The following is an 11,606-nucleotide window of genomic DNA, read 5'->3' on the forward strand; positions in this document are numbered from 1 at the left end:
CTCAGCAGCAACTCCCTGAGCTTGCGCGTTGCCTGACAGGATGTCATCGAGGGGCGGCAGAACGTGAGCGAGGCGAGCGGGGTCGACAGTTACGGCGGGCCACCCGGCGTACTGACCGACCGGAAGGGGCAGGCCGAAGCCTTCGACGCCATCGGGCAGCACTACGACGACGCCTTCCCGCACAAGGACGGCCAGCTGGCCGCTGGGCGCAGGCTCCTCGACGCGCTGCCGCCCGGGTCGAGGGTGCTCGACGTGGGATGCGGCACCGGGCTCCCGACCGCCCGTCAGCTCACCGACGCCGGGCACTTCGTCCTCGGCGTCGACCTCTCGTCCGGCATGCTCGATCTGGCCAGGAAGAACGTTCCGGCGGACAGCGCCGAGTTCCGCATGCTGGACGTGGCGAAACTGCGGGCCGAAGGGCCCGACGGGGTAGGCCGGTTCGACGGGATCACGGCGTTCTTCGCGCTCTTGATGTTGCCGCGCGCCGAGATCCCGTACGCTCTGCGGCTGCTGCACGGACTGCTGCGCCCCGGTGGCCTGCTCGCGCTGTCCATGGTCGAGGCCGACCTGGACGACGCGAGAATTCCGTTCCTGGGTCACACAATCCGGGTATCCGGTTACCTGCGGGACGAACTGCGGCAGGTCGTACGTGACGCGGGCTTCGACATCATCGACGAGGAAACGTACTCCTACGCCCCGGCGAGTACCGGCGTACCACCCGAGCACCAGCTTTTCCTGCACTGCCGACGCGGCTGACCAAAGTAGCCACCGGACACCAAGGCGCAGCCCCGGACGGACGGATTCGAAACGCGTGACGGAGCATTCCATCCCCGACGAGGGCCGACAGCCCCGAGCTGCCCGGCCCGCCGCCCCCGCGGATACCCGCGGGGCCCTTGCGCGTGCCCGAAAGACGCGGGACGCCCCGGGCACGGCCGCTTTCCCCGCACAGGCTCAGGCCCGGACGGGCGACCCGGCCGCAGGGCCCAGCGACGAGCACTCCCAGTCCTCGGGCCCATCGGGCCACCAGCCCGACCCGCACCGGCCGCGCCCCGCCCCGGAGGGCGTGCCCGCCCGCCCAGGCCCCGATCCGGCGCCCGGACGTGGCGAAGGACAGGACATCCTTGACGGCGCCCCAGCGGGCGCCCCTGGCGGTGAGGAGCGGCGTACGGGACAACCACGGCCGCCGGGCTCAGGACCGGCGGCAATGCGACGTGACGGCGACCGGCTGCGCTTCGTGGGCGCCGCGACCCGGCGCATCGCCCGCGGCATCGACCTGGACGAGATCGTGATGGGCCTGTGCCGGGCCACGGTGCCGACGTTCTCCGACGCGATACTGGTCTACCTCCGCGACCCGCTGCCGGTCGGCGAGGAGCGGCCCAGCGGCACTCTCGTCCTGCGTCTGCGCCGTACCGACCGGCTGCGCTCGATCGAGGAAGGGGCCGAGGAGCCCGACACCGACGGCGGCACCCTGCCCGCCCTCCAGATGCAGAACGACCTCGTGACGACCGCCGAACTGTGCGAGGTGAACCCCGGCGGCGCCCTCGCCGAGGTCCTGCGCGGTGTCCGCCCGGTCTTCGCCGACGGCCCCGCGGCCCGCGCCGCACTGCCCGAGCTGCTCGGCGAGGGCCGCAGCGCGCCTGCCGGGCAGCGGACGATCCTCGCCCCGCTGCGGGGCAGGCGCCGGGTGATCGGCGCCGCGGTGTTCCTGCGCCGCCCCGACCGGCCCGCGTTCGAGAACGACGATCTCCTGGTCGCCGCCCAACTGGCCACGCACAGCGCGCTCGGCATCGACAAGGCCGTGCTCTACGGCCGCGAGGCGTACATCGCCGACGAGCTCCAGCGCACGATGCTCCCGGAGACCCTGCCGCGCCCCACCGGCGTCCGCCTGGCGTCCCGCTACCTCCCGGCCGCCGAGACGGCCCGCGTCGGCGGCGACTGGTACGACGCGATCCCGCTGCCCGGCAGCCGCGTCGCGCTCGTCGTGGGCGACGTCATGGGGCACTCCATGACATCGGCCGCGATCATGGGCCAGCTGCGGACGACCGCGCAGACCCTGGCCGGGCTCGACCTGCCGCCCCAGGAGGTCCTGCACCACCTGGACGAGCAGGCCCAGCGGCTCGGCTCGGACCGGATGGCCACCTGCCTCTACGCGGTCTACGACCCGGTCGCCCACCGCATCACCATCGCCAACGCAGGGCACCCGCCGCCCGTCCTGCTGCACCTGGGAGGCCGCGCCGAGGTCCTGCGCGTTCCGCCGGGCGCCCCCATCGGCGTGGGCGGCGTCGACTTCGAGGCCGTGGAGCTCGACGCGCCCGCGGGCGCCACCCTGCTGCTCTACACGGACGGCCTCGTCGAGTCCCGGCTGCGTGACGTGTGGACGGGCATAGAGCAGCTGCGCGAGCGGCTCGCGGCCACCGCCCAGTTGACGGGCCCGGACCACCCGCCGCCCTTGGAAGCCCTCTGCGACGACGTGCTCGACATGCTCGGCCCCGGCGACAGGGACGACGACATCGCGCTGCTCGCCGCCCGCTTCGACGGGATCGCGCCGAGCGACGTCGCGTACTGGTACCTGGAGCCGGAGGACGCCACGCCCGCCCGCGCCAGGCGCCTGGCCCGCAGCGCCCTGGAGCGCTGGGGCCTGCAGGAGCTGACCGACTCCCTGGAGCTCCTGGTCAGCGAGGTCGTCACGAACGCCGTGCGGTACGCGTCCCGTCCGGTGACCCTGCGTCTGCTGCGTACGGACGTCCTGCGCTGCGAGGTCGGGGACGAGGTGCCGCAGCTGCCGCGGCTGCGGCAGGCGCGGGCCACGGACGAGGGCGGACGCGGGCTCTACCTGGTCAACAAGCTGGCCCGGCGGTGGGGCGCGACGCGTCTGAGCACCGGCAAGGTGGTCTGGTTCGAGCTGAACCACAGCTGAGTCCGGAGCGGTGCACAGAGCTGTTCACGGAGCAGTTCACGGCGAAGGGGCCCACAAGCAGTTGCTTGTGGGCCCCTTCGCCGTGCCGTGCCGTGCGGGTGCGGCTGTGGCCGTCAGTCCCTGTTCTGCCGCCCGTTCCCGTTCCCGTTGCCGTTCCCGTTGCCGTTCGGGTTCTCCGGGATCTCGATGGTTTCGCTCGGGTCCGGCTCGTCGGTCGGGTCCGTCGGATCCTCCGTCGTCGGGTCGTCCGTCGGCTTGTCCGTCGTCGGGTCGTCCGTCGGCTTGTCCGTCGTCGGCTTGTCCGTCGGCTTGTCCGTCGTCGGGTCCTGCGTGTCCGAGGGCTCGTCCGTCGGCTCGTCAGGGGCGCTCGTCGTCGGGTCCGGGGGCGGCGCGATGGCCGCGCCCATGGACGTGTCGAGGTCGAACTTGCTGGGCGAGCCCATCGCCTTGAAGGTGTACGCCGCCCAGATCTGCGCCGGGAAGCTGCCGCCGTCGACACGCGGCAGACCGCCCGCGCCCTTCATGGACACCTGCTTGCTCTCCTCGGCCGTGCCCGCGGCGCCCTCGCCGAAGAGGCCGACGGAGGTCACGAGCTTCGGCGTGTAGCCGGTGAACCAGGCCGACTTGTTGTCGTCGGACGTACCGGTCTTGCCCGCCACGTCCTGTACGGGGCTGCGCACCGCGCTGCCAGTACCGTCGTCGACCACGCCGGTCAGGACCGAGGTGAGCGAGTCCGCTGTGCCGCGATCGACGGCCTGCTCACCGATCGGGTCGGGCAGGTCGATCGTGCGGTCCTTGTGCTCGACGGAGGCCACGATCGCGGGCGTGACCTTCTTGCCGTGGTTGTCGAGCGTGGCGTAGACGCCCGCCATCTCCAGCGGGCTCGCACCCATGGTGCCCAGGGTCTGGGCGGGCACGGCGGGCAGATCCTCGACGTTCATGCCGAGGTCGCCCGCGGTCTTGAGCACCTCGTCCATGCCGACGTCCACGCCCATCTGCGCGAAGACGGAGTTGACGGACTTGTTCATCGCCTTCTGGACGGTGACAGGGCCGTAGCTCTTGTCGTCCTCGTTCGGGGGCGAGAAGCCGATGTCGCTGCCCTTGACGGGGCGCTTGCTGGTGCCGTCGTAGATCGTGTTCGCCGTGATCGGCTGGTCGGTCTGGGTCTTGGCGCCGTTCTCCAGGGCTGCGGCCAGGATCAGCGGCTTGAAGGTGGAGGCGGGCTGGTAGTCACGCCGGGTGGCGTTGTTCGTGAAGTGCTTCACGTAGTCCTTGCCGCCGTACATCGCAAGGACCTTGCCGGTCTTGGGATCGACGGACGCGGCGCCCGCCTGCACCCGGGCGTCGGCCTTGTTCTTCTCGGGGTCGAGCTTGTCGTTCAACGTCTTGTCGACGGCCTTCTCGAGCTGCTTCTGCTTCTTCTCGTCGATGTTGAGCGTGATCGAATAGCCGCCCGCGTCGAACTGCTCCTCGCTGAGGTGGCCGGCCTTCATGACCTCGGCCTTGGCCTCCTTCACGAGGTAGCCGGTCTGCCCCTCAAGGCCCGGAGCGGCCTTGGGCGACTGCGGCTTCTTGAACGTCAGGCCTTCGCGCTCGCTCGCGGGCAGCCAGTTCTCCTCGACCATGTTGTCGAGCACGTAGTTCCAGCGCGCCTTGACCAGCTTCTTGCTGGCGTCCGTGGCGGAGGAGTAGTCGTACTGGCTCGGAGCCTGGAGGAGGGCGGCGAGATAGGCGCCCTGCGTGACGTTCAGCTTCTCTGCGTCGACTCCGTAGTACGCCTGGGCGGCGGCCTGGATCCCGTAGGCGCCGCGGCCGTAGTAGCTGGTGTTGATGTACCCGGCGAGGATGTCGTCCTTGCTCCGGTTCTGGTCCACCTTCAGCGAGATGACCAGTTCCCTGAACTTACGGGTCACCGTCTGGTCCTGCGTCAAGTAGTAGTTCTTGACGTACTGCTGGGTGATCGTCGAGCCACCCTGCTTGCCCTTGCCGGTGACCGTGTTGAGCAGGCCGCGGGCCGTGCCCTTGAAGTCGACGCCCTTGTCCTTGTAGAAGGACTTGTTCTCGGCGGCCACGAAGGTCCGCTGGACCTCCTTGGGGACCTTGTCCAGGTCGACGACCTCACGGTTCAGCTCGCCGGTCCTGGCGATGACCTTGCCGTTCTTGTACTTGTAGACGTTGCTCTGGAGCTTGGCCGCGGCGTTGCCCTCGGGCACATCGACCATCATGTAGAGAACGACGAAGCCGAGCATGCCGAGCAGGCAGAGCACGAAGAACGTACCCAGGATCTTCTTCAGCGTGAAGAAGCGGCGTATGCCCTTCCGCTTGGGTTTGCCGTCACCGGCGGGGCGCTTGCGCGCTGCCCGGCGCGCACCGCGCTGCCGCGCCTGTCGCTCTTCCGCTCGGCCCATGAGTGTGTGTGCTCCGCTTCCGTCTCGTATCCGTGTCCGTGTGCCGTCGTGCGGTGTCGCCGTACGGAGAACCGGACAGTCGGCCGACCATATGACCGGCAAGTCAGCTCAAGAAGCTAACACCGCACCTGGGGACAAAGGACTGCCGATCCGGCCTTTTCCGGACGTGACAATCAGCACCTGCCCCACAGGAACCGGTGATTGCCCCGAGTAGATCGACGATCCAGGGGCCCAGAAGGTTGCCCGCTTTCCGAACCTGTGAGCTCCGCACTCGGGGTATACATGGCACGTATACACACGGTGTAGAGTGCTCCGCATGTCCATCGGTCACACCCTCCTCGGCCTCCTTGAGTCGGGCCCGCGTCACGGCTACGACCTCAAGCGCACCTTCGACGAGAAGTTCGGTCACGACAAGCCACTGCACTACGGGCAGGTCTACTCGACCATGTCCCGCCTCCTGAAGAACGGCCTCGTCGAGGTCGACGGCGTGGAGACGGAGGGCGGCCCCGAGCGCAAGCGGTACGCGATCACCGAAGCCGGCATCACCGACGTCGAGCAGTGGCTCGCCACCCCGGAGAAGCCCGAGCCCTACCTCCAGTCGACCCTCTACACGAAGGTCGTCCTCGCGCTGCTCACCGAGCGCGACGCCTCGGAGATGCTCGACGCCCAGCGCGCCGAGCACCTGCGCCTGATGCGCATCCTCACCGACCGCAAGCGCAAGGGTGACCTCGCCGATCAGCTGATCTGCGACCACGCGCTCTTCCACCTCGAAGCCGATCTGCGCTGGCTGGAGCTCGCCGCCGCACGCCTCGGCAAGCTCGCCCTGGAGGTGCGCTCCGCATGACCCCCGCAGGTTCCCTTCTCACCGCCGCAGGGCTTCGCAAGACGTACGGTCCGACGACCGCGCTCGACGGCGCCGACTTCTCCATCCACCCCGGCGAGGTCGTCGCCGTGATGGGCCCGTCCGGCTCCGGCAAGTCCACGCTCCTGCACTGCCTCGCGGGGATCGCCAAGCCCGACTCGGGCTCCATCACGTACAACGGCCGCGAACTCGCGGGCCTGCCGGACTCCGCCCTGAGCGCCCTGCGCCGCAGCGAATTCGGGTTCGTCTTCCAGTTCGGGCAGCTGGTCCCCGAGCTGACGTGCGTGGAGAACGTCGCGCTTCCGCTGCGGCTCAACGGCGCCAAGCGCAAGGACGCCGAGGCGACCGCCCGTACCTGGATGGAGCGTCTGGAGGTCGAGGATGTCGCCGCCAAGCGGCCCGGCGAGGTCTCCGGCGGCCAGGGACAGCGCGTCGCCGTGGCCCGTGCCCTCGCCACGAGCCCGCGCGTCCTCTTCGCCGACGAGCCGACCGGCGCGCTCGACTCGCTCAACGGCGAGCGCGTGATGGAGCTGCTCACCGACGCCGCACGCTCGACGAACGCGGCCGTCGTCCTGGTCACGCACGAGACGCGGGTCGCCGCCTACTCCGACCGCGAGATCGTCGTGCGCGACGGCAAGTCACGGGACATGGAGCGGGCCGTATGAGCCTCGACACCCATGCCAAGGCCCGTACGGGGCCTGCGGTGCCGCTCCCCGAGCACACCGCGCCGACGGGCGTCCGCGCCTGGATCCGCGACCTCGTGATGGGCATACGGTTCGCCGTCGGCGGCGGCCGTGCGGGCTGGGCCCGCACGATCCTGACCGCGGTCGGCGTCGGCCTCGGTGTGGCGCTGCTGCTCGGCGCGGCCTCCGTGCCGAACATGCTCCAGAGCCGCGAGGACCGCTCGGTGGCCCGCTCGGACGAGGGCCAGCTCGACGGCAAGCACCACAAGCGCACCGACTCCACCGTCCTCACGCGCGACGCCAACACCGACTTCCGGGACTCGACGGTGCAGGGCCGTACGGTGCGCGCCGAGGGCAAGCACCCCGCCCTGCCGCCCGGCCTGGAGAAGCTGCCCGCGGACGGCGAGATGGTCGTCTCGCCCGCCCTGCGCGACCTTCTGGACAGCTCGGAGGGCAAGCTCCTCAAGGAGCGCTTCGCCAAGTACCGCGTCACGGGCACCATCGGCGACCCGGGCCTCGTCCACCCGCAAGAGCTCTACTTCTACGCCGGTTCTGACGCCCTCACCCAGGCCAAGGGCGGACACCGTGTCACGGAGTTCGGCTATCAGGAGCCCCCGAAGCCGCTGGATCCGATCCTGATCGTGCTGGTCGTCCTGGGCTGCGTGGTCCTGCTGACTCCCGTGGTCATCTTCATCGGAACGGCGGTCCGCTTCGGCGGCGACCAACGGGACAAGCGCCTGGCCGCGCTGCGTCTTGTCGGCGCGGACGCACGGGCGGTGCGCAGGATCGCGGCGGGCGAGGCCCTCTGCGGCGCACTGCTCGGCCTGGTCTTCGGCGGTGTCGCCTTCCTGGGCCTGCGCGAGCTGCTCGGCGTGTTCGACGTGTGGAAGGTCAGCGCGTTCGCCACCGACGTGACGCCGGTGCCCGGCCTCGCGGTGCTCGTCCTGCTCGCCGTCCCGCTCACCGCCTTCGTGGTCACGCTGATCTCGCTGCGGGCCGTCGCCATCGAGCCCCTCGGCGTGTTCCGCAGCGCGAAGCCCCGCAAGCGCCGGATCTGGTGGCGCATCGCGATGCCGCTCCTCGGCATCGGGATCCTCCTTGCGTCGGGCCAGGTCGGGGGCGACGTGATCAATGGCTATGTCGGGGGCAACGTGGCTCCGCCGGTCTTCGCCATCGGCGTGGGAGCGACGCTCACCCTGATCGGCCTTGCCGCGCTGCTCCCCTGGCTCGTCGAAGCGGCTGTGGCCAAGGTGCGCGGCGGCCCCGTGCCCTGGCAGCTGGCCATCCGCAGGCTCCAGTTGAGCAGCGGCACGGCGGCCCGCTCGGTCAGCGGCATCACGGTCGCGGTGGCGGGCGCCATCGCCCTGCAGATGATGTTCGGCTCGATGCACGACGAGTTCGACCGGATGACGGACAACGACCCGGGGCGGGCCAAGCTCCAGGTCCGCGCGGACGTCGGGGACGGCAAGCTAGCCGAGCAGATGAACGAGAAGTTCCGTACCACCAAGGGCGTCAAGAACGTCATCGGCACGGTCTCCTCGTACGTCGTGAAGCCGGGCGAGATGAAGGACGCCGACGCGATCAGGCCCACCACCGAGCTGACGGTCGGCACCTGCGCGAACCTGCGCGAGCTGGCCCGGATCGACTCGTGCAGGGACGGCGACACGTTCGTCGTGCACACCGGGGACAGCGAAATGAACAAGTGGGTCGACGAGACGGCCCGCCCCGGCAAGCCCATCGAGCTGAACTCCGACAGCTGGGACGAGCCCGGCCTCAAGCACATCCCGTGGACGCTGCCCGCCGACTCGCGCAAGGTCAAGGCCCGCCCCGACCCGGGCGGCGACCTGCACAACGGCATCTTCGCGACGCCCGGCGCGGTCTCCCTGTCCAAGCTGGTCGACGCCTCGACGAACGCCATGATCCAGGTCGATCCGGCCGTGCCGGACAACGAGGAGTACATCCGCAACACCGCGGCCCGCATCGACCCGTTCCTCGACGTGATGACGCTGCGCGCGGTCGAGCGGGACAAGCAGTACGCCTCCATCCAGACCGGCCTGCAGATCGGCGCGATGGCGACGATGGTCCTCATCGCGGCGTCCATGCTGGTGTCGCTCCTCGAGCAACTGCGCGAGCGGAAGCGCCTGTTGGCTGTTCTCACCGCGTTCGGCACGCGCCGCTCGTCGATGGCGTGGTCGGTCCTGTGGCAGACGGCGATCCCGGTGGCGCTCGGCCTCGCCCTCGCCGTCGCGGGCGGCCTCGGCCTCGGGCTCGTCATGGTCCGCATGATCGAGAAATCGGTCGAGGACTGGTGGATCTTCCTGCCCCTGGCAGGCGCCGGGGCCGTGCTCGTCGCGGTCGTGACGCTGCTCAGCCTGCCGCCCCTGTGGCGCATGATGCGCCCGGACGGCCTGCGGACGGAGTAATCCCCACGGGAGTCACAGGAGCAGGGCGTTGCCGGTGCGGGGTCACAACACCCGCACCGGCAACGGCTTCACGGCCCCCCTCAGGGCGACGGCGAGCGTCTCGTACTCCGCCGCGCGCGCGGCCCCCGTACGCATCGCGAGGGCGATGCGCCGGGTCGGCGCAGGGTCGGCGAAGTACCCGGTGAGCAGCTGGTTGCTGCGGCTGGTCTCGACGCGGACCGCGGTGCGCGGAAGCAGCGTCACGCCGAGCCCGCCGGCCACCAGCTGTACGAGGGTGGAGAGCCCGGCGGCGGTCGTGGTCACCGGCGCGTCCGCGCGCCCGGCCTCCCGGCAGATGTCCAGGGCCTGATCGCGCAGGCAGTGCCCTTCGTCGAGCAGCAGCAGGTTCAGCTCGCGCAGGGCGTCGCGGGGAATCCCCTCGCGTCCGCCGAGCCAGTGGTCGAGGGGCGTGACGAGCACGAAGTCCTCGTCGAACAGCGGCATTTCGGTGACTCCGGGCACGCCGAGCGGCACGGCGAGCAGCAGCAGATCGAGCCGCCCAGCGCCGAGCCCCTCGATCAGCGACGAGGTCTGCTCCTCGTGCACCTGGAGGTCGAGGTCCGGGTACTTCTCGTGGACGAGCCCGATGAACGTGGGCAGCAGATAGGGCGCCACGGTCGGGATCACGCCGAGCCGCAGTGCTCCGGTGAACGGGGCGCGCACCGCGTCGGCCTCCTCCATCAGCGCCCCGACCTCCTCCAACACGGCCCTGGCCCGCACCGCGAGGCGCGCGCCCGCCGACGAGAGCAGCACCTTGCGGGTCGTACGTTCGAGCAGGGTGACACCGAGTGTCTCCTCGAGGGCGGACACGGCGCCGGAGAGCGCGGGCTGGCTCATGCCGATCGCGGCGGCGGCGTCCCGGAAGTGCAGATGCTCGGCGACGGCGGCGAAGGCGCGCAGCTGGGCGAGGCTCGGCTGGCGGGCGCCGCGCTTGGCCGCGGGCTTGGCGCTGGTGGCCACGGCACTCCTCCTTCTCACTCGTCCCCTTTACTACTGGGACTGATAGCTAGGTCCGATCAACACGACCCACTCTAGCTATTTCCATAATCAATGCACCCTGTGCCACCATCAACACCAGTCCAACCCCCCAGGAAACTCCCCAAAAGGGATTTTCTTTGCAGCAAGGAGAGCGCGTGCTCACTGTTGGTGACAAGTTCCCCCAGTTCGATCTGACTGCCTGTGTCTCGCTGGAGAAGGGCTCGGAGTTCCAGCAGATCGACCACAAGACCTACGAGGGCAAGTGGAAGATCGTCTTCGCGTGGCCCAAGGACTTCACCTTCGTGTGCCCGACCGAGATCGCCGCCTTCGGCAAGCTGAACGAAGAGTTCGCTGACCGTGACGCCCAGATCCTCGGCTTCTCCGGCGACTCCGAGTTCGTGCACCACGCCTGGCGCAAGGACCACCCGGACCTGACGGACCTGCCCTTCCCGATGCTGGCCGACTCGAAGCACGAGCTCATGCGTGACCTCGGCATCGAGGGCGAGGACGGCTTCGCCCAGCGCGCCGTCTTCATCGTCGACCAGAACAACGAGATCCAGTTCACGATGGTGACCGCCGGTTCCGTCGGCCGTAACCCCAAGGAGGTCCTCCGGGTCCTCGACGCCCTCCAGACGGACGAGCTGTGCCCTTGCAACTGGAGCCAGGGCGACGAGACCCTGGACCCGGTCGCGCTGCTCTCGGGCGAGTGAACGGAGCTTTCTGACATGGCACTCGACGAACTGAAGTCCGCCGTACCGGACTACGCCAAGGACCTGAAGCTGAACCTCGGCTCGGTCATCGGCAACTCGGACCTGCCGAAGCAGCAGCTCTGGGGCACGGTGCTCGCCTGCGCGATCGCATCCCGCTCCACCACGGTGCTGCGCGAGCTCGAGCCCGAGGCGAAGGCGAACCTCTCCCCCGAGGCGTACACCGCCGCCAAGTCGGCCGCGGCCGTCATGGCGATGAACAACGTCTTCTACCGCACGCGTCACCTGCTTTCGGACCCCGAGTACGGGACGATGCGGGCAGGCCTGCGGATGAACGTCATCGGTAACCCGGGCGTGGAGAAGGTCGACTTCGAGCTGTGGTCGCTCGCGGTCTCCGCGATCAACGGCTGTGGCCAGTGCCTCGACTCCCACGAGCAGGTGCTGCGCAAGGCGGGCGTGGATCGCGAGACGATCCAGGAAGCCTTCAAGATCGCCGCGGTCATCCAGGCGGTCGGCGTGACGCTGGACTCCGAGGAGTCCCTGGCGTAACGCCCCCGGAAGCAGAAGAAGCGGCCCCGCTCAGCAGTTG

The 11,606-nt window shown here is 69.8% G+C and carries 9 protein-coding genes; 7 read left to right on the top strand and 2 right to left on the bottom strand.

Annotated features, from left to right (window positions below; translation table 11 throughout):
• Positions 1 to 63 precede the first annotated feature (63 nt).
• Together ACWFRJ_RS20375 and ACWFRJ_RS20380 are read left to right on the top strand one after the other, a co-directional pair.
• The gene (locus ACWFRJ_RS20375; RefSeq protein WP_453532331.1) at positions 64 to 756 is read left to right on the top strand and encodes a class I SAM-dependent DNA methyltransferase; all 693 of its coding nucleotides are present in this window, start codon (positions 64 to 66) and stop codon (positions 754 to 756) included.
• Between the two features lie 55 nt (positions 757 to 811).
• Positions 812 to 2,917 carry a SpoIIE family protein phosphatase gene (locus tag ACWFRJ_RS20380; protein ID WP_453532334.1) on the top strand — a complete coding sequence of 702 codons (2,106 nt, stop codon included), beginning with the start codon at positions 812 to 814 and terminating at the stop codon, positions 2,915 to 2,917.
• A 113-nt stretch (positions 2,918 to 3,030) separates the two neighbouring features.
• Here ACWFRJ_RS20380 and ACWFRJ_RS20385 read toward each other — a convergent pair whose 3' ends face one another.
• Positions 3,031 to 5,325, bottom strand: coding sequence for a transglycosylase domain-containing protein (locus tag ACWFRJ_RS20385; RefSeq protein ID WP_453532337.1), 2,295 nt, complete (start codon positions 5,323 to 5,325; stop codon positions 3,031 to 3,033).
• 316 nt (positions 5,326 to 5,641) lie between these two features.
• Between ACWFRJ_RS20385 and ACWFRJ_RS20390 the strand changes: the two genes are divergently transcribed.
• The 3 genes from ACWFRJ_RS20390 to ACWFRJ_RS20400 are packed head-to-tail and all read left to right on the top strand — an operon-like array spanning position 5,642 to position 9,293.
• Positions 5,642 to 6,169 carry a PadR family transcriptional regulator gene (locus ACWFRJ_RS20390; RefSeq protein WP_389903767.1) on the top strand — a complete coding sequence of 176 codons (528 nt, stop codon included), beginning with the start codon at positions 5,642 to 5,644 and terminating at the stop codon, positions 6,167 to 6,169.
• Entirely contained in the window at positions 6,166 to 6,852 is a 687-nt protein-coding gene (locus tag ACWFRJ_RS20395) for an ABC transporter ATP-binding protein (RefSeq protein WP_453532340.1), read from the top strand. The genes ACWFRJ_RS20390 and ACWFRJ_RS20395 overlap by 4 nt, the downstream gene beginning before the upstream one ends.
• A complete protein-coding gene (locus ACWFRJ_RS20400) occupies positions 6,849 to 9,293 on the top strand; it encodes an FtsX-like permease family protein (RefSeq protein WP_453532343.1) in 2,445 nt (814 codons plus the stop codon). Before ACWFRJ_RS20395 ends, ACWFRJ_RS20400 begins: the two co-directional genes overlap by 4 nt.
• A gap of 42 nt (positions 9,294 to 9,335) precedes the next feature.
• Here the strand turns inward: ACWFRJ_RS20400 and ACWFRJ_RS20405 are convergent, their stop codons facing one another.
• Positions 9,336 to 10,292, bottom strand: a complete 957-nt coding sequence (locus ACWFRJ_RS20405; RefSeq protein ID WP_453532346.1) for a LysR substrate-binding domain-containing protein — start codon at positions 10,290 to 10,292, stop codon at positions 9,336 to 9,338.
• 173 nt (positions 10,293 to 10,465) lie between these two features.
• On the opposite strand from ACWFRJ_RS20405, the gene ACWFRJ_RS20410 reads away from it, so the two are divergent.
• Both ACWFRJ_RS20410 and ACWFRJ_RS20415 read left to right on the top strand, forming a co-directional pair.
• Positions 10,466 to 11,020 carry a peroxiredoxin gene (locus ACWFRJ_RS20410; protein ID WP_383284835.1) on the top strand — a complete coding sequence of 185 codons (555 nt, stop codon included), beginning with the start codon at positions 10,466 to 10,468 and terminating at the stop codon, positions 11,018 to 11,020.
• 15 nt (positions 11,021 to 11,035) lie between these two features.
• Entirely contained in the window at positions 11,036 to 11,566 is a 531-nt protein-coding gene (locus ACWFRJ_RS20415; protein WP_383284832.1) for an alkyl hydroperoxide reductase, read from the top strand.
• Positions 11,567 to 11,606 lie beyond the last annotated feature (40 nt).

Source organism: Streptomyces sp. NPDC055239, from assembly GCF_053606205.1.